This is a genomic window from Staphylococcus succinus (genome assembly GCF_029024945.1).
GTDB lineage: Bacteria > Bacillota > Bacilli > Staphylococcales > Staphylococcaceae > Staphylococcus > Staphylococcus succinus.
Map to the genome: position 1 here is coordinate 320703 of NZ_CP118976.1, position 22911 is coordinate 343613.

The 22911-nt window shown below is 33.7% G+C and carries 25 protein-coding genes; 14 read left to right on the forward strand and 11 right to left on the reverse strand.

Annotation, left to right across the window (positions count from 1 at the left end; translation table 11 throughout):
- Nucleotides 1-126 precede the first annotated feature (126 nt).
- The gene (locus PYW31_RS01355; protein WP_046836449.1) at nucleotides 127-1320 is read right to left on the reverse strand and encodes a GTP-binding protein; all 1194 of its coding nucleotides are present in this window, start codon (nucleotides 1318-1320) and stop codon (nucleotides 127-129) included.
- A 277-nt stretch (nucleotides 1321-1597) separates the two neighbouring features.
- Here PYW31_RS01355 and PYW31_RS01360 point away from each other — a divergent pair, with 277 nt between their 5' ends.
- Nucleotides 1598-2506 (forward strand): CobW family GTP-binding protein, encoded by a 909-nt coding sequence (locus tag PYW31_RS01360; RefSeq protein ID WP_046836448.1) that lies wholly within the window; start codon nucleotides 1598-1600, stop codon nucleotides 2504-2506.
- 103 nt (nucleotides 2507-2609) lie between these two features.
- Here PYW31_RS01360 and PYW31_RS01365 read toward each other — a convergent pair whose 3' ends face one another.
- Nucleotides 2610-3902 carry a homocysteine synthase gene (locus tag PYW31_RS01365; protein WP_046836447.1) on the reverse strand — a complete coding sequence of 431 codons (1293 nt, stop codon included), beginning with the start codon at nucleotides 3900-3902 and terminating at the stop codon, nucleotides 2610-2612.
- 218 nt (nucleotides 3903-4120) lie between these two features.
- Here PYW31_RS01365 and PYW31_RS01370 point away from each other — a divergent pair, with 218 nt between their 5' ends.
- The 4 genes from PYW31_RS01370 to PYW31_RS01385 all read left to right on the forward strand — a co-directional run bounded on the left by PYW31_RS01370 (nucleotide 4121) and on the right by PYW31_RS01385 (nucleotide 8266).
- Nucleotides 4121-5020 carry a PLP-dependent cysteine synthase family protein gene (locus PYW31_RS01370; protein WP_046836446.1) on the forward strand — a complete coding sequence of 300 codons (900 nt, stop codon included), beginning with the start codon at nucleotides 4121-4123 and terminating at the stop codon, nucleotides 5018-5020.
- 19 nt (nucleotides 5021-5039) lie between these two features.
- Entirely contained in the window at nucleotides 5040-6167 is a 1128-nt protein-coding gene (locus PYW31_RS01375) for an aminotransferase class I/II-fold pyridoxal phosphate-dependent enzyme (protein ID WP_103356912.1), read from the forward strand.
- A 261-nt stretch (nucleotides 6168-6428) separates the two neighbouring features.
- On the forward strand, nucleotides 6429-7133 hold the full coding sequence (locus PYW31_RS01380; RefSeq protein ID WP_046836445.1) for an ABC transporter ATP-binding protein: 705 nt from the start codon (nucleotides 6429-6431) through the stop codon (nucleotides 7131-7133).
- Between the two features lie 2 nt (nucleotides 7134-7135).
- Nucleotides 7136-8266 (forward strand): ABC transporter permease, encoded by a 1131-nt coding sequence (locus tag PYW31_RS01385; protein ID WP_046836444.1) that lies wholly within the window; start codon nucleotides 7136-7138, stop codon nucleotides 8264-8266.
- 93 nt (nucleotides 8267-8359) lie between these two features.
- On the opposite strand, the gene PYW31_RS01390 is transcribed toward PYW31_RS01385, so the two are convergent.
- Nucleotides 8360-8842 (reverse strand): thioesterase family protein, encoded by a 483-nt coding sequence (locus PYW31_RS01390; RefSeq protein WP_046836443.1) that lies wholly within the window; start codon nucleotides 8840-8842, stop codon nucleotides 8360-8362.
- Nucleotides 8843-9083: 241 nt separating this feature from the next.
- Here PYW31_RS01390 and PYW31_RS01395 point away from each other — a divergent pair, with 241 nt between their 5' ends.
- Nucleotides 9084-9290: a hypothetical protein gene (locus tag PYW31_RS01395; RefSeq protein ID WP_046836442.1), complete on the forward strand. Its 207-nt coding sequence runs from the start codon at nucleotides 9084-9086 to the stop codon at nucleotides 9288-9290.
- A 102-nt stretch (nucleotides 9291-9392) separates the two neighbouring features.
- On the opposite strand, the gene PYW31_RS01400 is transcribed toward PYW31_RS01395, so the two are convergent.
- The 7 genes from PYW31_RS01400 to PYW31_RS01430 are packed head-to-tail and all read right to left on the reverse strand — an operon-like array spanning nucleotide 9393 to nucleotide 14449.
- The gene (locus tag PYW31_RS01400; RefSeq protein WP_046836441.1) at nucleotides 9393-10235 is read right to left on the reverse strand and encodes an urease accessory protein UreD; all 843 of its coding nucleotides are present in this window, start codon (nucleotides 10233-10235) and stop codon (nucleotides 9393-9395) included.
- Entirely contained in the window at nucleotides 10235-10849 is a 615-nt protein-coding gene (ureG, locus tag PYW31_RS01405; protein ID WP_046836440.1) for an urease accessory protein UreG, read from the reverse strand. Before ureG ends, PYW31_RS01400 begins: the two co-directional genes overlap by 1 nt.
- 12 nt (nucleotides 10850-10861) lie before the next feature.
- Nucleotides 10862-11551 (reverse strand): urease accessory protein UreF, encoded by a 690-nt coding sequence (locus PYW31_RS01410; RefSeq protein ID WP_046836439.1) that lies wholly within the window; start codon nucleotides 11549-11551, stop codon nucleotides 10862-10864.
- A complete protein-coding gene (ureE, locus tag PYW31_RS01415) occupies nucleotides 11544-11996 on the reverse strand; it encodes an urease accessory protein UreE (RefSeq protein ID WP_046836438.1) in 453 nt (150 codons plus the stop codon). Before ureE ends, PYW31_RS01410 begins: the two co-directional genes overlap by 8 nt.
- A 10-nt stretch (nucleotides 11997-12006) precedes the next feature.
- Nucleotides 12007-13722: an urease subunit alpha gene (gene ureC / locus PYW31_RS01420; protein ID WP_046836437.1), complete on the reverse strand. Its 1716-nt coding sequence runs from the start codon at nucleotides 13720-13722 to the stop codon at nucleotides 12007-12009.
- A complete protein-coding gene (locus PYW31_RS01425; protein ID WP_046836436.1) occupies nucleotides 13712-14131 on the reverse strand; it encodes an urease subunit beta in 420 nt (139 codons plus the stop codon). Before PYW31_RS01425 ends, ureC begins: the two co-directional genes overlap by 11 nt.
- Nucleotides 14132-14146: 15 nt before the next feature.
- Entirely contained in the window at nucleotides 14147-14449 is a 303-nt protein-coding gene (locus PYW31_RS01430; protein ID WP_046836435.1) for an urease subunit gamma, read from the reverse strand.
- A gap of 217 nt (nucleotides 14450-14666) precedes the next feature.
- Between PYW31_RS01430 and yut the strand changes: the two genes are divergently transcribed.
- From yut to PYW31_RS01465, 7 genes are all read left to right on the forward strand, one after another.
- Entirely contained in the window at nucleotides 14667-15572 is a 906-nt protein-coding gene (yut, locus tag PYW31_RS01435; RefSeq protein WP_046836434.1) for an urea transporter, read from the forward strand.
- Between the two features lie 92 nt (nucleotides 15573-15664).
- Entirely contained in the window at nucleotides 15665-17143 is a 1479-nt protein-coding gene (nikA, locus tag PYW31_RS01440) for a nickel ABC transporter substrate-binding protein (protein WP_046836433.1), read from the forward strand.
- Entirely contained in the window at nucleotides 17143-18120 is a 978-nt protein-coding gene (gene nikB / locus PYW31_RS01445) for a nickel ABC transporter permease (RefSeq protein ID WP_177165120.1), read from the forward strand. The genes nikA and nikB overlap by 1 nt, the downstream gene beginning before the upstream one ends.
- Nucleotides 18117-18938, forward strand: a complete 822-nt coding sequence (nikC, locus tag PYW31_RS01450; RefSeq protein ID WP_046836431.1) for a nickel transporter permease — start codon at nucleotides 18117-18119, stop codon at nucleotides 18936-18938. Before nikB ends, nikC begins: the two co-directional genes overlap by 4 nt.
- Entirely contained in the window at nucleotides 18931-19710 is a 780-nt protein-coding gene (locus PYW31_RS01455; RefSeq protein ID WP_046836430.1) for an ATP-binding cassette domain-containing protein, read from the forward strand. The genes nikC and PYW31_RS01455 overlap by 8 nt, the downstream gene beginning before the upstream one ends.
- Nucleotides 19703-20392, forward strand: a complete 690-nt coding sequence (locus PYW31_RS01460; protein WP_046836429.1) for an ATP-binding cassette domain-containing protein — start codon at nucleotides 19703-19705, stop codon at nucleotides 20390-20392. The genes PYW31_RS01455 and PYW31_RS01460 overlap by 8 nt, the downstream gene beginning before the upstream one ends.
- 200 nt (nucleotides 20393-20592) lie before the next feature.
- Nucleotides 20593-21006 carry a transcriptional regulator, SarA/Rot family gene (locus tag PYW31_RS01465; RefSeq protein ID WP_046836428.1) on the forward strand — a complete coding sequence of 138 codons (414 nt, stop codon included), beginning with the start codon at nucleotides 20593-20595 and terminating at the stop codon, nucleotides 21004-21006.
- Nucleotides 21007-21264: 258 nt separating this feature from the next.
- On the opposite strand, the gene PYW31_RS01470 is transcribed toward PYW31_RS01465, so the two are convergent.
- Nucleotides 21265-22092, reverse strand: coding sequence for an N-acyl homoserine lactonase family protein (locus tag PYW31_RS01470; RefSeq protein ID WP_046836427.1), 828 nt, complete (start codon nucleotides 22090-22092; stop codon nucleotides 21265-21267).
- 389 nt (nucleotides 22093-22481) lie between these two features.
- On the opposite strand from PYW31_RS01470, the gene PYW31_RS01475 reads away from it, so the two are divergent.
- Entirely contained in the window at nucleotides 22482-22862 is a 381-nt protein-coding gene (locus PYW31_RS01475) for a VOC family protein (protein WP_046836426.1), read from the forward strand.
- Nucleotides 22863-22911 lie beyond the last annotated feature (49 nt).

The following is a 22911-nucleotide window of genomic DNA, read 5'->3' on the forward strand; positions in this document are numbered from 1 at the left end:
CATTGGAATGTTTTAAAATCTATATGGTTTGATTGATAAAGGTTAGTCTTCGGTTTGTGTGCGCGTTTTATAGAGGGATGTCTAAAAACGCCTTTACTGTGAAGTTCTTTAGAGCATAGGGAGTATTTATTGTATGCTCCAATGATAAGGGTCTTTAAGCGTACCCCAATTCTGCTCAATTTCAGTTGAATTTAGTAAACAATTATCAAGCTCCTTTGTTATTTTTTCTTCATCTAAATCGGTTCCGATAATGACAAACTGAGTATGTCTGTCTCCATATTGAATGTCCCAATTTTCTCTTACATCGTCTCGTTCTTTTAGGATCAAACGTTGTTTAGAAGCTTCCATAGCTGCTACCCAGTATGTCACGGGCTTTAAGTCGATTGCTGAGCCCGCTTGTGAAAGTAGGCAAGCAACTTGATTGTATTGAGCTAGCCAGACAATACCTTTAGTACGGACGATATTTTTATCAAGATGTTCCAACCAGTGATTGAAGCGGGCGGCATGAAAAGGTAAAGTCCTACTATAAACCATTGAAGAAATACCGTATTCTTCAGTTTCTGGTGCGTGGTGCGCGTGACCGCCATTTGTCAGTTCTCGTAGCCAACCTGCCGAGTTACTGGATGTTTCATAATCAAAGCGTTTAGTATTTAACACATCTTTTATATCTACTTGACCAAAAGTTGTACTAATGAACTTTGCTTCAGGCTGTAGTTTTCGCAACACAGTTATAAGTTTTTCTAATTCCTTTGAGCTAACTAAATCTGTTTTGTTTAATATTAAGACATTACAAAATTCAATTTGGTCAATTAATAAATCGGCAATTGTCCGTTCATCCTCAGCGCTCACGCCTTGTTGTCTATCTATAAGTAAATCCTCTGAACGAATATCATTTATAAAACGATTGGCATCAACTACTGTAACCATGGTATCTAGACGACATAATTTTGATAAGTCGATACCCATATCTTCGTCCATATACGAAAATGTTTGCGCAACTGGGACAGGTTCTGAAATACCTGTTGACTCGATAATGATTTGATCTATCCCTCCCTTTTTACATAGGTACTCAACTTCTTTAAGTAAATCTTCACGTAGTGTACAACAAATACAACCATTAGATAATTCAATTAATTTCTCATCTGTACGAGAAATCCCTCCACCATCTGCAATTAAATCTTTATCAATATTAATTTCACTCATATCATTAACAATTACAGCGATTTTTAAATTTTGGCGATTATTTAATACATTATTCATTATTGTCGTTTTACCTGATCCTAGATAACCACTTAATACGGTAACTGGTATGTTATTCATTGAAAATTCCCCTCATTTTAATATTATTCGTCATATTGACTAATATAAACTTTAAACGTATACTTATAAAATGTAAATAGGAATCATTCCTATTTATAAAAATATACTTGAATTATCCAGTTAATCATTTCCTTGGAAATATTTTCAACAAATTAAATGGTATTAGCTGAAACAACAACGAGATGTGAAGCATCATATAAAGGTAAATATCAAGGACAATCAACAACTACAGGAAGTATGAGTTATAAAGATTTAAATAATGGAAGTGTGTGATAATATGGAAATTGTTATTATCGGTGGATTTTTAGGCGGGGGAAAAACCACAGTTTTGAACCATTTAATTCAAGAAGCACTGAATAACGGTAAGAAACCAGCAGTACTTATGAATGAATTCGGTGAAAAAAGTGTAGATAGTTATTTGATAAATCGTAATATACAGGTTAATGAAATCGTAAATGGATGTATATGCTGCGAATTAAAGACGGATGTCACAAAACAATTACATGAAATTTATATGACTTTTAAACCTGATATTGTCTTTATAGAATGTAGTGGTATAGCGCATCCAAGTGAGGTATTAGACGCATGCTTAACGCCTGTACTTGCGCCATTCTCAAAGGTCATAAGTATCCTTGGCGTATTAGATGCCCATTTATATTATAACTTAGAGAAATTACCGAAAAGGATACAAAAGTTAGTAGATGTCCAGTTACAACATTGTTCAAATATACTTCTAAATAAAGTTGATTTATTAAACTCAGAGAAAATATTGGAAATATTGAATGTACTAAAGCGTAAACATCCCAAAATTAAATGCTTTATAACAAAATATGGTGACATTAAGATACAAAATATAACAATAGCTGAAGAAGAAAAATGGATTAAAAAAAGTGATGATCAAATTTTTCATGGGAGTATAGGTCACTGTTTATATCAATTTTCATCGAATTGGCATAAAAATGATTTTATACATTGGATACAAAATTTACCATCATACGTGTATAGAGTTAAAGGATTTATAGATTTTGGTGAGAACGGCTTGAAAAGTCAGATTCAGTATGCAAATAATCAGTTAAATATACAAACGACAGATTTGAATGTGGATAATTATATTGTCATTATAGGCCACAATATAAATAATGACGAAATTATTAGATCAATTAAGCAATCTAAAAAAGATATATAAGTATAACTTCTATACTGTTACTATTTATAAATAGAACTTAAGCAATAAAACAAACCAAATGCTATTACAGCACTTGGTTTGTTTACATTTATATTTATTTTTCTTAAGCGTTTCCTAGTGATGCTTTAAAACTTTGGTCAATGTCAGAAATAATATCGTCAATTTTTTCTGTACCAACTGATAATCTAACAAGTTCTGGGACGACACCTGAAGCCTGTTGTTCTTCAGGTGATAATTGTAAATGTGTCGTACTGGCTGGATGTATAACTAATGATTTTGAATCTCCAACATTTGCTAAATGTGAAAACAACTTTAAGTTTTCTACAAATTTACCAATATCTTCTACGCTGCCATCAACACCAAATGTAAGTATTGCGCCTTGACCATCTGGTAAATACTTTTGACCCAATTCATAATATGCGTTACTTTCTAACCCTGGATAGTTCACCCATGTCACTTTAGGATGTTGTTCTAAAAATTGCGCTACACGTAGTGCATTTTCTGAATGACGTTCTAAACGAAGATGTAATGTTTCTAAACCAATTAAAAATTCATGAACATTAAATGGGGATACGGCTGAACCTAAGTCACGTAATAATTGAACACGAGCTTTTGTAATATAAGCGGCATCACCAACATCATTAACATAAGATACCCCATGATAACTTGAGTCTGGTTCTACTAATCCTGGGAATTTACCGTTATCCCAATTGAATTTACCGCTATCAACAATTACGCCCCCAATCGACGTGCCATGCCCTCCAATAAATTTAGTTGCGGAATGAATAATAATATCTGCTCCATATTCAAAAGGACGTAATAAATAAGGCGTAGGGAAGGTGTTGTCTACAATAAGGGGGATATCATGGTCATGTGCAACTTTTGCTACAGCTTCAATATCTAACACATCAATACGTGGATTACCAATTGTCTCTGCATAGACAACTTTTGTCTTATCAGTAATTGCATGTGCAAAATTTTCAGGGTTACTAGGATCTACGAATGTAACTTTGATACCTAGTTTTTTAAACGTTACATTTAGTAAATTGTATGTACCTCCATATAAATTAGAAGAAGCGACAATTTCATCACCAGATTCTACAATATTTAAAAGTGCAAGATGGATAGCTGCTTGACCTGATGAAGTGGCTAAAGCGCCAACACCACCTTCTAAAGCCGCAATACGTTCCTCAAAAACGTTTTGAGTAGGATTCATAATTCTAGTATAAATATTGCCTTCTTCTGCAAGCGAAAATAATTTTTGTGCATGATCTGTACTATCGAACACGTAACTGGAAGTTTGATAAATAGGGACTGCACGTGCTTTTGAAAAGTCATCTACCTCTTGTCCTCCGTGAATAGATAACGTATCTAAATGCCAAGATTTTTGAGTCATAAAACAAATCCTCCTATAAGATTGAATTTTCTGATAATTACAACTATACAAGAGCTTAAATGCTATTTCAAGTTTTCTTACTAAAAAGCTAGGAATTGTAAAAGGCATTTTACAATATTTTAAAAATAATATTTGCAAAACATGGAATAATTAATTATAATTCTTATCAGTATAGTAGGGAATAGAAAAAGGAATAACTGCATGTATGGAGGACTATGATGATTGGGTATGATTTAATAGGCAATACACCGCTTGTATTATTAACATCTTTTAGTAATGAGGATGTACAAATCTATGCTAAATTAGAACAATTTAATCCTGGCGGGAGTGTTAAAGATAGATTGGGTAAGTTTGTAATAGAGCGCGCATTGGAGAAGAAGTTAATAAACAAAGGTGATACTATTGTAGAAGCTTCAGCAGGTAATACGGGTATTGGATTAGCGATTTCAGGTAATCATTTTGGCATCCATACAGTTATTTTTGTGCCTGGAGGTTTCTCAGAAGAAAAGATATCTATTATGCAAGCCTTAGGTGCTGAAATTAAAAGAACTGATAAAGCATTGGGCATGAAAGGGGCTCAAAATGCAGCCAAACAATATGAAGCAGATACTGGAGCACTATATATAAATCAATTTGAAAATGAAGATAACCCTAGAACTTATGCGCATACTTTAGCAAAAGAAATTACATTAGAGTTACCTGAAATAGATTACTTTGTTGCTGGTGTCGGCTCAGGAGGTACATTTTCTGGGGTTGCTCAATATTTGGCATCATTTGATGTCGAGAGTGTCATTGTAGAACCTGAAGGTTCAATATTAAGCGGAGGTAAACAGCATCCACATGATATTGAAGGTATCGGATCGGAACAATGGCCACGGTTTTTACCTCGTTCATTGGTAAGTGATATTGTGAAAGTAAGTGACAAAGAAGCTTTCAATAATGTAAAGCAATTGGCTAAAAAAGAAGGCTTATTTGTTGGTAGTTCTTCAGGGGCTGCGTTACAAGGGGCGCTAGAAGTAAAGAAACACATCAATAAAGGTGTCATCGTAATAATATTCCCAGATGGTAGTGATCGTTACATGTCTAAACAAATATTTGATTATAAGGAGAATTTATAATGAATAAAAAACACAATTAATTCACGGCGGATTAACGACAGATCCTTACACAGGCGCGGTAACAACACCGATTTATCAAACAAGTACGTATATCCAAGATGAGATTGGTGATTTAAGACAAGGCTACGAATATTCACGGTCAGCAAATCCGACACGCAGTGCTTTAGAGGGTGTTATTGCTGATTTAGAGCAAGCTCAGTATGGTTTTGCTTTTGGTTCTGGGATGGCCGCAATCACTGCAGTAATCATGTTATTAGATGAAGGCGACCATTTATTGTTAAATTCTGATGTCTACGGTGGGACTTATAGAGCATTAACAAAGGTCTTTACGCGTTACGGTATAGAGGTAGATTTTATTGATACTACACACATTGACCAAGTAGAGCAATATATTAAACCAGAAACAAAAATGTTATATATTGAAACACCTTCTAACCCTTTATTACGTGTTACAGACATTCAACAAACAGCGGAAATTGCTAAGAAATATGAGTTGATTTCTGTAGTGGATAATACATTTATGACGCCTTATTTTCAAAATCCATTAGTACTAGGCATTGATATTGTATTACATTCAGCTACGAAATATTTAGGAGGGCATAGTGATGTTGTCTCAGGATTAGTTGCTACAAGCGACAATAATTTAGCAGAGCGCATCGGCTTCATTCAAAATTCAACGGGTGGTGTCTTAGGACCCCAAGATAGTTACTTATTGATACGCGGTATTAAAACACTTGGTCTGCGTATGGAGCAAATACAACGTAATGCGTTTGCAATCATTGAAATGTTACAACAGCATCAAGCGGTAGAACAAGTATTCCATCCAAGTATTGAAACACACTTAAATCATGATATTCATCAAGCACAAGCGGAGGGACATACAGGTGTTATTGCTTTTGAGGTTTCTAATATAGCTAGTGCTAAGGCAGTTATCCGTGAATTACAATATTTTACGTTAGCTGAAAGTTTAGGAGCAGTAGAAAGCTTAGTCTCTGTCCCAGCCTTAATGACACATGCTTCTATTCCCAAAGACGTTCGTGAAAAAGAAGGTATTGCAGATGGTCTTATTCGTTTATCGGTAGGTATTGAAGATACTGAAGACTTAGTTGAAGATTTAAAACAATCTTTAGATAAATTAAATAAATAACACAAAGTTAGATGTTAATATAAAATAACCTAGGAAATTATTCCTAGGTTATTTTATATTTTAGTAATTTTTAATGATTGAATATATGAAAGGACTATATATAAAATAGTCTGTTTTTGAGAGTACTATGAAATAAAAATAAGGTCATTAAGCATATGACTTATAGGGTAATTAATACGTATATATAATTTGTTAACACACTTTAGTGTAGTGTTACATTTGGAAGGTATGAAAATTATTGCGAAGTAAGGGGTTAAAGAGATGATAGAAGTTCATAATATTAATAAGTCATTTGACAAAAAACATATACTTAAAGATATAAATGTTACTTTTGAAAAGGGGAAAATTGTCGGACTCATTGGACCCTCTGGCACAGGAAAAACGACACTCATACAATGTATATTGGGTATGGAAAAAACAGATACAGGTTGGGTAACAGTAAATGATAGAGAAATTCCAAATAGGAAAGTATTGAAAGATATTGGCTATATGGCACAAAGTGATGCTTTATATGAAGATTTAACAGGTAAGGAAAATTTGAAATTCTTCGCTGGAATCTATATTAAGAAACGTAAATATATTAAAGAACGTATTAAAAGTTGTAGTGAAATGGTACAACTTCAAGATGCGTTAAATCAAAAGGTATCTACATATTCTGGAGGCATGAAAAGACGACTGTCTTTAGCGATTAGCTTTTTACAGGACCCTAATATTTTAATTTTAGATGAGCCTACGGTCGGTATAGATCCCAAATTGAGACAAGCTGTATGGCAAGATTTAGAGGAGGCGAAACAAAGAAATAAGAGTATATTGGTAACGACGCATGTGCTAGATGAAGCTTCTCGCTGTGATAAATTATTACTAATGAATCACGGAAAAATTATTGCTTCAGGTTCGCCTGACGAATTAAAGCAGCAATATAATGCAAAGACAATTGAAGAAGTATTCTTGAAGATGGAGGATTAATTATGAAGTCATTACACATTGCGAAACGTATATTTAAACAAACGATTAGAGATATCAGAACGCTAATGCTGTTATTAGTTGCTCCAATACTTATTTTATCATTACTATATTATATATTTTCCGTTTCAGATAATACAAATGGCGTGAAAGTAGGCGTTCAAAATGTGCCACAAACGCTTGTAGCTGAATTACATAAACAAGATATTTCCACACAAAACTATACGAGCCATAAAAATATAGCTGATAAAATTAAAAAAGGGGAGCTTACAGGATTTATCTATCAAAAAGGTGGTAACTTGCATGTTACTTTAGCTAATGATAATCCAACAGAGTCAGGAACATTAGCTTCTACAAATCAAAAATGGGTCATTAGTCATAATATGGGACAAATGAAAGCTAATACAAATCAACTACAAAAGGCCTTAAGACAAGCTAACACTCCCGAAGTTATTCAAACAGATGCAGGTAATAATGATATGAGTAAAGAGCCTATGAATATAAAGACGCATTATTTATATGGTGATAAAGATTCGACATACTTCGATATGATCAATCCGATACTAATTGGTTTCTTTGTATTTTTCTTTACGTTTTTAATATCAGGAATCGGGTTATTAAAAGAAAGAACATCTGGTACTTTAGAAAGGTTACTGGCCTCACCCATTAAGCGTAGTCAAATTATTTTTGGCTACATCATGGGTTATGGTCTGTTTAGTATTATTCAAACTTTTGTGGTAGTAATGTTTGCTATTTATGTATTGAATATTGCTGTTCAAGGGCCGATTTGGTTGGTGTTAGTGACTACAATTTTAACTGCACTCGTAGCATTAACGTTCGGTATTTTATTATCTACCTTTGCATCATCAGAGTTTCAAATGATTCAATTTATTCCACTTGTCATTGTCCCTCAAGTGTTATTTGCTGGACTGATACCAATCGCATCTATGAATGTGGGATTACAATATTTTGCGCACCTTATGCCATTATTCTATACTGGACAAGCAATGCAAGATGTCATGATTAAAGGTTATGGTATAGAAGATGTTTATATGAACTTAGCGATATTATTCGGCATATTTGTTGTCCTATTAATTTTAAATATTTTTGGGATGAAACGATATAGAAAAGTATAGAAAGTTTAATTCAAGTCATTGTAATAAAAATTTTTATCATATTAATATAAGAGGCCTAATCAAATTATGAGATTTTGATTAGGCCTCTATATTTTATATGTTACTTTTAATTTTTGGAATACCTATGACATGCCCAAGTTGTTTTGGAATTTCAAACGGTTGTTGTTTGTCAAAGTAGCTTTTTATTTTTTCATATATTGCTTTTGGAAATGTTGTACTGCGACGAGTTTGGTTATCCACACACATCATAATGACTTCATAAGTCGCAATGCGTTCATTTTGTAAGTTATACATTGTAAGGAATAGATGGACTCTCTTTTGATCATAATCATAAATATATGGTTTGATATAAAATGCTTCATCGAGTAATAACTCTTTCAAAAAAGATATATGTGCTTCGACACTAAAAATAGTGACGGCTTGATTTTGTCTATATGATACTGTGAAATCTATTGAATCGAAAAAGCCAACGACTGCATCACTGAAAACTGAATAATATTGTGCGTCATGCATATGATTGTTATGATCTATCCAAGATTGTTGCACAGTGTTCTTATAAATATATAGTTCAGTCATAAGATCACTCCTATAAAAATTTTACTGTTAATATCTATTATTTATTGTACCAATAATAAAAATAAGAAGTTAGCAATTTGTTTTATTATAAATAAAAAATAGCGCAATTTAAAAGTGGGTGGTGTACCAATTCTGTTATATATAAGTAAAGTAGTGCTTTGTGTATGTAAATGAAAATATAATTAAAGAGATAGTGTTACGATAGAACTGTACTATAATACATAGGAAGGGGTTCTGTGTGATGTTTTTGATATCATTGATAGTGTTTTTTATATCTTTAGTCTTACTTATTTATTCAATTGCCTTATTAATGGGGAAAGATGGATCATTATTTAGTTTATTTACGAAAAAAGAAAATGCATTAAGCAAAGGACAGAAATTATTAATTTATATTGCAACAATTGTATTATTATTAATTAGTGTGATAGGGCTACTTAGTACATTATAATATTTGGTGTTTAATGAAGCGTAAGAAACGAGGCATATAGATAAGAGGGTCATCAGTTCAGTCTGATGACCCTCTTACTTTTGGAATTCTATCCCAGAAGATTTAATATTTTCTTAAAAAGTCTAAGTCTCGATCAAAAATTTGTTTTAAAACATAACTTTGTAAAGTTGTTAAAATTTTCTCGATAACTTGTGTCTTATTAGACAAGATACGAATCGTGAAACCGTGAGTAGGTAATTGTGTAATACCAAATCTGCAATCATATTCTTGCTGAAAATGCTTGATTTGGTCATAAACATTATCGATGAATTTCTGATTCACTTGAGGATGTATGAAATAACAAGATCCAAGGTGTGTATAGTTTTCCATATAGCCAATATCATTAACATTGTTCTTTTTTGGATCGAGTAGCATATTATCAAAAACAACAAGGGTATCATCAACATAAACTTCATTTAGTAAATGCATATACGTATAGCTAAATGTTTTATCCTCTTTAGAATAACCTGGGGTTAAGATATCAGTATAAAATAGTGCAGCATTTTGACTTAAGTTGAAAGTATTGTGTTGATAGAATTTTGCGTTTTCAAAAGCGATAATCGGATCTCCGACATATTCTGCATAGCCGTTATCTTTAATATTAAATGTTTGATATTGTTCCACGTGATCTTTTAGTGTTTTATAAATCTTAGTAGCCCCTTGTGATGTTAAAATAACTTTAGCATTTGAATCTATATTAAAATTCATTTTATAACGATCACCATCTAAGTAGCCACCTCCGACATTGACGATATAAAATGTTGGAATATTAGAACCATTTAAATAAACAGGGCGCATCACTTTTAATGCTTTTTCAAAAAAGATATCTCTTGCCACAGATTTTTTTCCGTTATTAAAAACAGATAAATCTAATTGGCCAGTCCATATTTTCTTGGATTGAGCCATTAAGCTAATCCTTTAAGCAATACATCTTGATCAATCCATTGTAGAACGTCATCTAAACCTTCATCTGTTTTCAGATTGGTAAAAGTAAATGGACGATGCGCACGGAATATTTGTGTATCTTCCGCCATGCGTTCTAAAGAAGCGCCAACATACGGGGCTAAATCTGTCTTATTGATGATGAAGTAGTCAGATTTAATCATCCCTTGTCCGCCTTTACGAGGTATTTTCTCCCCTTGAGCAACATCAATAATATAAATTGAAAAGTCAACAAGCTCTGGACTAAATGTAGCAGCGAGGTTATCTCCACCAGATTCAATAAAAATAAGTTCTATATCGTCATTACGCTCTATTAATTCATCGATTGCAGCAAAGTTCATTGATGCGTCTTCACGGATAGCTGTATGAGGACAACCTCCAGTTTCTACACCAATAATTCTATCTTCTGGTAATACGCCTGAGTTAACCAATATTTTTTCGTCTTCTTTTGTATAGATATCATTAGTGATAACACCAATGCTCATATCTTTCGATAATCGTTTAACAATTTTTTCAATAAGTTGGGTTTTTCCAGCACCAACTGGGCCACCAATACCAATTTTAATGGCTTCTGACATAATTTAGTCCTCCTAAGATATAAATATTCTTACATTTACGTTTTCATGTTCCATTTGATTTATTTCGAGGCCTGGTGCAGTAATACCAAGTTGTGATTCATCTAAAGTGAGTATATGTGCTCTCGTTTCTTTCATTTTAGGAATCATTTGATGGACGATACGTTGTCCAGCAGTCTGGCCTAAAGGAATTGCCCGTACAGCATTTTGAGTGAGGCTAGAAATATTCTGATAAAGATAATAATCAATAATCGTTTCTATATCTAATTCCAGAAAATGACCAAGCATCGTAAAACAAATCGCAGGATGCAAATGTGCCTTTTTCTCTTTCATTTGTGTGTAATACCACATCAACCATTCACTGTCATAAAGTTCTTGAGCGAGTTTAACCATACGATTTCCCATTTGTTTAGAACCTTGTCTTGTTTCTTTAGGTAAACTTTGTACAAAGAGGAGTTGATCTAATCGTAAAATAGCTGCTTCATCCTGATGATTCAGTGCATCATAGACTAGACGCATTGTTAAGCCATCTGCATATGTTAATTGCTCATTTAGAAACAGTGTAAGCCATTGTTGGAAGCTTGCTTCATCGTGAACAGTGCGGCGTTGAATATAGGTTTCAAGGCCGAACGAATGACTGAATGCACCTGTCGGAACTTGTGAATCACAAAATTGGAACAGGCGAAAGTGTGCATGATTAATCATGTGAATGTCCTATATGTCTAAATGCTTGATTCACTTTACGGTCTTCATGACTGTAAGGGATGCCTAAATCTTTAAGTAAAGTTTCTACTAAATAATCATATTGAACAAGCATTTCATTTTCAGTGAATTGTGCTGGCAAGTGTCGATTGCCAAGTTGATGTGCGATATCACCCATTTCTTTTAGGGTGCGTGGTTGAATGACAAGTAAATCTTCGGTATTAACGTCAACGATAATCATATTGGTCTCATCTTTATATAAAATATCGCCATATTGAAGATCGATAGGTTGTTTTAAACGTATACCGATTTCATTTCCATGATCTGTAGTTACACGTTGAATACGTTTAACCAAATCTGAATTTTCAAGATAGACTTTCTCAATATGTTTGCCTTTTTCGCTATCGGATAGATTCGCGACGTTGCCTACAATTTCTTCGATGATCATATTTATCCTCCTAGAATAAGAAATAACGTTGTGTTAGTGGAAGTTCTGTAGCTGGTTCACTCGTGATTTTTTTACCATCTACGAACACTTCATATGTTTGTGGATCAACTTCTATTTTGGGTGTTGCATTATTATTTTTCATATCGGCTTTGCTCAGTTTACGTATATTATGCACAGGTCTTAGTTTACGTTTGAGTCCTAGTAATTGACCAATATCATTATCATAGGCAGTTGTAGATACAAAAGTCATAGACGTACTTTGCATATTACCACCTAATTGACCATACATTTTACGGTACTTAAGTGGTTCAGAAGTAGGAATAGAGCCGTTAGCATCACCATTTATAGCGGTATTTATTAAGCCACCTTTAATGATGACATCTGGTTTTACTCCAAAAAATGCTGAATCCCACATGATAATATCTGCAAGTTTGCCTTCATCTATGGAACCAACATATTCTGAAATGCCATGTGTAATTGCAGGATTAATTGTATATTTAGCGATATAACGCTTGATACGTGTATTATCATTATATTCACCATCACCATCTAACGGTCCACGCTGTTCTTTCATACGATGAGCAACTTGCCAAGTACGCGTAATTACTTCCCCGACGCGTCCCATAGCTTGGGAATCGGAACTTACCATGCTGAATACGCCCATATCTTGTAGGACATCTTCTGCAGCAATCGTTTCTTTGCGAATACGAGAATCAGCAAAGGCGATATCTTCAGGAATTGCAGCATTTAAATGATGTGTAATCATTACCATATCTAGATGTTCATCCACTGTATTAATCGTATAAGGGAGTGTTGGATTAGTAGATGAAGGGAGAATATTACTGTAAGCAGCTGATTTTATTAAATCAGGAGCATGACCTCCCCCAGCACCTTCAGTATGATACATGTGTAGTACGCGGTCTTTCACAGCAGCCATAGTTTCTTCCATAAAACCAGCTTCATTCAATGTATCGGCATGTAATGCGATTTGAATATCATATTCATCCGCTACACTTAATGCATGATTTAAAGCAGAAGGCGTTGCGCCCCAATCCTCATGTACTTTTAACCCTATAGCACCTGCATGGATTTGCTCTACTAAAGCAGTATGGTTTACAGCTTGTCCCTTGGCGGTAAATCCAATATTTAAAGGTAAGGATTCGGCTGCTTCTAGCATACGATGGAGATGCCATGGACCAGGCGTTACAGTTGTTGCTTTTGAACCTTCTGAAGCACCTGTACCGCCACCGATATGCGTTGTAACGCCACTTTCAAGAGCTACTTGGGATTGTTCTGGATTTATAAAATGGACATGTGTATCAATACCACCAGCAGTGATGATTTTCCCTTCAGCAGAAATAACATCTGTTGTAGCACCAATAATGATATCGACATTATCCATAATATCTGGGTTGCCAGCTTTACCAATTTTCATGATATATCCATTTTTTACGCCAATATCCGCTTTGATGACTTTGTTATAGTCAATAATCATTGCATTTGTAATGACTAAATCTGCAACTTTCTTGTCATCACGTGTCACGTTAGGGTTTTGGGCCATCCCGTCTCGAATAGATTTGCCGCCACCAAATGCTGCTTCGTCTCCGTACGTAGCATAATCTTTTTCAACTCTAGCAAATAAATTTGTATCACCAAGTCTAACGGAATCACCAACAGTTGGACCATAAAGACTCGTATATTGTGATTGCGTCATTTTAAAACTCATCGTTATTCCCACTTTCTTTATTGACATTAGTACTAGATCGCTTAGCTTTTTGGTTCACTATAATATTTGTGTCGTCTTTATTTGGTTTGTAGACACGTGTATCATCTATGGGTCCGTCAACGGCACCATGGAATCCAAAAATTTTACGTTTCCCAGTATATTCCACAAGCTGAATTTCTTTTTCGTCTCCTGGTTCGAAACGAACAGCTGCACCTGCAGGAATGTCTAGACGTTTGCCATAAGCTTTTTCACGATTGAAATGAAGCGCAGGGTTAACTTCGAAAAAGTGATAATGTGAACCAACTTGAATAGGTCGATCACCAGTATTTTTAACGTCTATAATCGTTGCATCAAGCCCTTTATTCACTTCAATTTCAGTACGTTTTACAATAATTTCACCAGGTTTCATATAAACTATTCCTCCTTATACAATAGGGTGATGAACTGTAATTAATTTCGTCCCATCAGGGAAAGTGGCTTCAATCTCTAAGTCGGTTAACATATCAGCAACACCTTCCATTACATCATCTTCACCTAATATTTGTCTGCCATAACTCATAAGCTCTGCAACAGTTTTTCCGTCTCTTGCGCCTTCTAGCAATTCAAAACTAATAATTGCTACGGCTTCAGGATAATTTAATTTTAGCCCTCTTTGTTGCCGTCTGCGCGCTAAATCAGCAGCTACGACTAACATCAATTTATCTTGTTCACGTTGTGTGAAATGCACGAACCTCACTACCTTCCCATTTTATATAATTTGTACATAATATATACGTGAACTTTAATAATAAGACGAATAGGATTGAACTACAAGAATTACACATTGGAATTCATTTCACAGATAAAAAGTAATTTTGCGACAAAAAATATGTATTGCTTTAAATTCAATATAGATTAATATATTATAAATTAAGTTAGAGCATATTTAGAAATCAGGTGACAAAGTGAATGCAATGCAGATTGTATTGAAGAATATTGCACAGGTTTTGCTGTTAAATCATGCATGGACGGGATTGTTTATATTAGTTGGTTTGTTTATAGGTAATTGGAAAGTAGGACTCATGGCTTTAATTGCCAGTGTCATTTCATTATTGCTAGCTAAAAGAACAAATTATTCAGAACAAGAAATCAATATGGGATTGGCAGGATTTAATCCTGTATTAACTGCAATTGCTTTAACACTTTTTTTAGTTCCTAAATGGTATAGCATCATCATTATATTAGTAGCTATAGTTATAACAATGCCAATTGGGGCAGCGTTTAGAGTTTTTTTAAAGCCGTTTGGTGTGCCCATGCTAACGATGCCATATGTATTTGTAAGTTGGATGATTTTATTAATGTCATTTCAATTTAAATTTGTAAATGCAGATGTCAATATTTTACCTGACACTGTACAAGAGATTAAATTTTCGAGCCATAGTATACATTTTATAAATGCTTTTTTATCAGGCTTTAGTGAAATATTTTTATTGAAAAGTATACTAGCAGGTATATCAATTCTAATAGGTATATTCATTGCTTCTAGAAAAGCGGGAGTATTTGCCATGATTGCTAATGTCATTGGTTTTGCAGCGGTAATAGTATTAGGTGCTAATCACGATCAAATAAATGATGGATTGTTTGGTTATAATGTCATACTTACTGTGCTAGCATTGGGTATAAACTTTAATACGAAAATTTCGCGTTATATAAGTATCATTTTAGGTATTTTACTAACGGTTATTTTACATGCTAGTATGACGACGCTATTAACACCTTTTGGGTTGCCAGTATTTACGCTCCCATTTATTATAGCGACTTGGATTATGCTTTTTGCAGGTAACCAAAGAGAAGAGAAATGGCAACGCTAGCTCATGAGATTTAAAAATGTGTTTTCGGTCAAACCAAAAGTTATCTGAATCTAAACATTTAACAATGATTACTTTGGAAAGAAGGAGAATAAATGAAAAAAATGCTTGCACTTTTAGCGACTTCTGCAGTTGTTTTAGCAGGATGTAGTAGCTCAGGGGATTCATCTAAAGGAAAAACATTGAATGTTGAATTGCCTTTGAAAACAACATCAATTGCTCCATATAATACAGATGTGCTAGTGAAAGTTGGCGCTGCAGAATCTTTATTTAAAGCTACAGCTGAAGGTAAAGTTCAAAAGTTATTAGTTAAGTCTTATCATCAAACTTCACCAACGCAATTAGAATTAACGTTAAGGGATGATATTAAATTCCAAAATGGTAAAAAAGTTACTGGTAAAGCAGTGAAATCAAGCATAGAAGAGAGTATTAAAAAAAGCGATTTGGTTAAAGGGTCACTCCCGATTAAAGCGATTACAACAAAGGGGCAACAGGTGACGATAACAACCAAAGCACCATATCCAGAATTGGTGTCAGAGTTAGCGAGTCCTTTTTCTGCAATTTATGATACGAAAGCCGATGGGAATATCAACAAGAAACCGGTTGGAACTGGACCATATAAAATAAAGGATTATCAACAGTCTCAGAGTATTAAATTAGATCGTAATGATGATTATTGGCAAGGCAAGCCTAAGTTAGATCATATTAAAGTAACTTATCAAGAAGATGGTAATGCACGTACAAGTGATTTAGATTCAGGTAAAGCAGATGTCATTACTGATGTACCAGTTGAAAAAGTGACAACATTAAAAAACAGTGAGAATTCAAAAGTTTCAACTGTTTCTGGATTTAGGACTGGCCTACTTATGTATAATCATAAAAGTGATAAAATGACGAAACCTGTTCGAGAAGCACTTGATAAAGTTATAAATCGTGATAGTATCGCCCGAAATGTGGCTAAAGGCTATGCCACACCAGCAACTGGGCCGTTTAATACGAAATTAGATTTTATAAACAATCAAGATATACAAACACAAGATATAGCTAAAGCGAAAGCGTTAATGAAAGCAGAAGGATATACAAAGTCACATCCATTGAAACTAACAGTTTCTACATATAATGGACGTCCAGAGCTACCTAAAATGGCACAGGTAATTCAATCGGATGCTAAAAAAGCTAATATAGATATCACTTTAAGAAATGTAGATGACATTGACGGTTATTTAAAAGATAAAAAACAATGGGACGCTTCACTTTATAGCTTCGGCACAATTCCAAGAGGGGATACAGGATACTTCTTTAATCAAGCTTATAAAAGTGAAGGGGCTATTAATGCTGGCAGTTATAGTAATAAAAGAGTAACTGCACTAATTAATCGCTTTAATACTACAGTGAATAAAGATGAACGCAACCGACTAACAAATGAAATCATAGATATTACAAATAAAGATTTAGCAAATAGTTACATTACCTACAATGATAATATCGTTGGTTTAAGTAAAAACGTAGAAAATTTAAAAGCTGCACCAGAGGGTATTTATCTTATCGATTATAAGGTTAATAAAAAACAATGATATTAAAAAATATATTATCTAGAATTGGACAAATGATCATTGTATTATTTGTCCTTTCTACAATCACATTTATTTTAATGAAACTTACGCCTGGAGACCCTGTTAATAAAATATTGCATCTAGATGTAGCAAATGTATCTAATGATCAAATCAAAGCAACAAAAGAAAAATTAGGGTTAAACCAACCTATATTAATACAATATATCCAATGGTTGGGACAAATTATAAGATTGAATTTTGGTAAGAGCTACCAAACAGGCGAGCCAGTGATTAACGAACTGATATATTATACACCTACAACATTAATAATTGCTTTATGTACAATCATCTTGGTATTCATAGTAGCTGTCCCTTTAGGAATAATCGCAGCTAAATATTACCATACATGGATAGACACAATTATACGAACGGTGACCTCTTTCACGGTGAGTATGCCATCATTTTTCTTAGGAACGATGCTAATATATATTTTTTCACAAAAATTTGGTTTATTACCTTCTTCTGGAGTTGACTCTATTGCAGGTTACATCCTTCCGATAACTTCGCTTAGTATCGGTATGAGTGCTTATTATGTAAGACTCATGCGTTCGAGCTTAGTTGAACTATACCAGTCTAAAGAAGTGAAAGCTTCAAGGTTGAGAGGTATGTCAGAACGTTATATATTATGGGAAGATTTATTTAAACCTGCCATTATACCTATAATTACTGTACTTGGAATGTCTATAGGAAGTCTTATCGGCGGCACTGTTGTGATTGAAAACCTCTTTGGAATTCCAGGTGTTGGTCGATTCCTTGTAGACAGTATTAGAGCGAGAGATTATCCTGTCGTACAAGGTGCAGTCATTATGATTGGTTGCTTTGTAGTGCTCGCTAATACATTAGGTGACTTATTATTATTGTGGATAGATCCTAAAAGACGTTACATGAATTTGAAACATAAAAATAATGGCGATGGTCAAGGTGGTGCCCCATTATGAGACGTCTAAACAAACAGAATATTATTTTCTATGTCTTTGCTTGTTATATCGTTGCACTTTTTATTGCTCAATGCTTTGTGTCATCACATAATGCGTTAGAGGTAAATCTAAATCAAACGTTAGAGATGCCAAGTCTGTCGCATTGGCTAGGTACAGATGATTATGGTAGAGATTTAATGTCTCGGATAATTATGGGCGCAAGGTATACGCTGATTATTAGTTTGATTACTTTGTTGATTACTGTATGTATTGGTGTACCACTTGGACTGATGGCAGGATATAAAAAGGGAATCATCGATACAATAATTATGCGGGTGATTGATATAGGCTTAAGTATTCCAGAATTTATATTAATGATTGCGATGGCAAGTTTTTTTAAACCTAGTATTTGGAACTTGGTTTTAGCTATTACAGTAATTAAATGGATGACCTACACTAGAATGACGCGTGCAATTGTCAGTAGTGAGACGACTAAACCGTATATACAAATGGCTAAATTATTTAATGTGCCATCATGGAAAATTATCATCAAACACTTCTTGCCACAGGTGATGCCATCTATCATTGTTTTAATGACTGTAGATTTTGGGAAAATCATTTTATATATTTCATCATTATCATTTCTAGGTTTAGGTGCACAACCACCTTTACCGGAATGGGGAGCAATGTTAAACGCTGGACGGGATTACATCAGTTCATATCCACTGTTATTACTAGCGCCTGCTTGCTTAATTACTGTGACCATCCTCTTATTTAACTTAGCAGGTGATGCGTTGCGAGATAAACTATTGAAAGGGGACCGACATAGAGATGTCTAACATTCTTGAAATAACGCATTTAACGATTAAGGATAATAAAGGTGTTGAGTTAATACGTAATGTTGATCTTGCACTAAAAGAAGGTAAAGTCAATGTGTTAGTCGGAGAAAGTGGTTCAGGAAAAAGTCTGACAGCTAAAGCTATGGTTCAACAAGTCCCTGACATGTTAAACATGTATTATGAGCGATTTTGTTATAACAACCATAATGTGACTAATGTGCAAGCGTTACTCGGAAAAGATATTGGTTTTATATCTCAGGATTATACACACAGTTTTAATGATCATACAAAATTAGGCAAACAATTGATTGCGATTTATCGAGGCCATTATAAGGTTGAAAAATCAACTGCCAAACAAATCGTGAGGCAGTCATTGGAATCTGTAGATTTAAATCCTGATGAGGTTATGAAACGCTATCGTTTTAGTATATCAGGTGGACAACTTGCTAGAGTTCAAATTGCAAGTGTGCTCATGTTGAAACCTAAACTGCTCATTGCAGATGAACCGACAGCGTCTTTAGATGCGATTACAGGATTTCACGTGATGCATTTGATTAAACATTTGACAGAGGTACACGGAGTGACACTATTACTTATCACTCATAATTTATCTCATGTCTTACATTTTAGCGATTGGATTCATGTTATAAGACATGGGCACATCATAGATTCAAATCATGTAACAGCTTTTACAGAAGGTAATATAAAACCATATAGTTTGAAATTATTTAACGCCCGAAGTCAGTTGAGAAACGAGGGTGCATATGATTGAATTGAAAGAAATACACTTTAATTATAAACACACAACTATTTTAAGAGATATAAATCTAACAATAGATTCAAATGAAATTATTGGTATTGTAGGTGAAAGTGGTTCAGGAAAGACAACATTAGTACGTATGATGTTGGGATTACTTCACCCCAAACATGGTAAAATTTATACAAATGGCTTGCAGTTATTACCTATTTTTCAACATGCATATGATAGTTTTAACCCTAAATATACTATTCAAAAATCACTAGAAGAACCTATGCAATATTATCAATATGGGAAGTTGGCAGTCGTTAGAGATAGAGCGAAATCATTAATGCAGCATATGCATTTGGAGGTTAAGTTGTTAGAGCGATATCCAGATGAATTAAGCGGAGGTCAATTACAAAGGTTCAATATGATACGCACGCTCATGTTGCAACCCGATGTGCTTATTTGTGATGAAATTACAGCAAGTTTAGATGTGATTGCAGAGCAGAGAATGATAGAATTATTGAAAGACTATCATACTAAAACAAATAAAGGGATGATTGTAATTTCTCATGATATCGCTTTTCTTAATCAATTTGTAGAGCGGATTATCGTAATGAATGATGGCGCAGTTGTAGATGATTTTAAACGAGAAGCATTATTTGATGAACAACGTCATCATTATACAAAGCAGTTACTTTCGATATACTAATGAAATAGCTGTTTAGTTGAATTGTTAACTATAAGGTTAAATAACATTGAAATTTAAATATAATAATAAAGATGTGCCCGAGGGTGTAACTTAAATATAAACAATAAATAAGGTAATTACGGGTAGCACATGTTATGATTTGGGAAAGTAAAAAGTCGTTTGAACACACTGAACTTCAGTAGTGATTGGAGGGAGAAGCGATGGAAAGACAACAAAAAATTGATAATTGGATAGAAGTGACCAAATACGTGCATTATATCGATATGATGATAGAAAAAACGTTGAAAGAAAAATATAATTTAAGTTTGAAAGAATTTTATGTACTTTATGAAATTTTTAAAGCAAAAGGTAAAAAATATAAAATTAATGATCTAATTAAAATAATAGATTTAAGTCAAAGTGCAATGTCACGACTTATTGTGAGGATAGAAAAAGTAGAGAAACCATTAGTTGTTAGACAAGAATGTACTGCAGACCAACGTGCAATGTATATTTATTTAACAGATGAAGGAAAACGAGTTATTGACTTAGCATTAGAAACTTATAATCAGTTAATTAATAAAGTGAATCTTAACGCAGTAAGAGCACTTATAGCCAATGAGGAAGTGAAGTAATATTATGAAATATTATATTACCGCAATAAATATGAATAGTGAGAGTTGAATCTTGTTTAGGTTGTTGCTGTCGATAAAGTTTTATAACTTTGTCGACAGTTTTTTTATGTGATTGTAACCACACATTACGATTTTCGATTTATATTAATCTAAACTGAAACATGAATAAGGAGTAGATTAATATAACCGGGGAAATGATATATGCTCATCAAAATAAAAGTAATGTTCATTCTGATCTAGATCAGAACGAACATTACTTTATAAATTAAATATTTGAGGTTTAATATCGGGGTCATGGTTAGCAAGGACTTGAATACATTGAGGATGTGTCGCTTGAGATTTGATCCAATTTAAAGAGTTGATAGTTTCTTCCTTATTGTTAACGAGACCTGGCAAAATACCATAATTCCATGATTTTGAAGCATATGCTGCATCTGAAGCTAACAGTAAAAAAGCATCATCGTCTTTATGTGCTTTGATACGTGCCGCGCATTGGCCTATGCTATGACCTGGTGTATGTACAAACTCAATCGTACCATCATCGAATAAGTCAAATGACTTACCTGTGGGTCCTATACCGTTATGAGTGAATGCAAAGGTATCAATATTGATATTCTCCCATTGATGAGGTTCATACCCGATTGTATTATGATTAGCCGCATCTAGCTCTTCTTGGCTAACTAAAATGTGATTTGCAGTTGAAACATGTCTTAGACCATCTGCATGATCACAATGTAGATGGCTTAAGACAACATAATCTAAATCTGAAACTTGGTAGCCAAGTTGCTCAATATGTTCATGGACAGCTTCACCTTCAGGTAGATCAGCTTTGTAAATTGGATAGGCTAAAGATAGATTTTTAAATGGCTTTGTCCGATTAATTGCGTGCCAACCTGTATCAATTAAGACAAGTCCTTTAGGGTGTTCAATAAGATAAATAGATACAGGTAAACGCATTTGTTTCTTTTTGGATCTAAATAGACCTGTCCAAGCAAAAGGTGGATTAGATTTGTAGTTGAACGGTAAAGCTTCATCTACAATAACTGAGCCAGTATGTAGAACATGGACTTGAATTGAACTAGACATTAATTTAATTACCTCCTTAATGGAACCACAATGAATGCAGTGAACACGAGAGCTATAATGATATGTGTTTTTATGTCTAATAAAGCACGTTCAATGCTTCATTTAAGTTAATTTTAAAATGATACTATTTCATTTTTTAGTTAAGATTACAGCAATTGATGCATCATACAGGAACTACGACGTGACATGATATAAGTTGTTGCATTGATTACTGTCTGTTTTAACTTAAGTCAGTCAAAGATACTTTAGGTAAGTAAATAAGATGTTGAACACTTTAACTTAATAGAGATAATGTGTCAAATAAATGGTAGAAACATTACTTATGTGTAATTTTATGTTTTACTGTAATTGAAGTATATAAATTTGATGAAAAGTAGAGGAGTGGTGAAATGGATATACAATCAGCATGGCTCAATTTACCTGTAAAAAATCTTAAAGCAAGTGAAAAATTTTTCGAATCAATTGGCTTTGGTATTAAGCAACAAGAAAGCGTAATAGATAAAATGATAGGGATTGAAACAAAAGATAATAAAATTATTATGTTAATTGAATATAGCCAGTTTGAAAAAGTAGTGCAACTATCAGAAATAGGTGCGCATGAATCACTTGTTTCTATATCCGTATCATCAGAACAAGAAGTTGACGAATTATTAAAATTAGTAAAAGAAGCGGCTGGTGAGGTTTTGCAAAGTGGTACCAGACATGAAGGCTATTATGGTGGTTTATTTAGTGATATAGATGGTCACTTATTTAACGTCATTGCGATGTAAGCCAACAGCGGTCTTATGGTATTTTATATTATAAAATAAAATTTGAAAG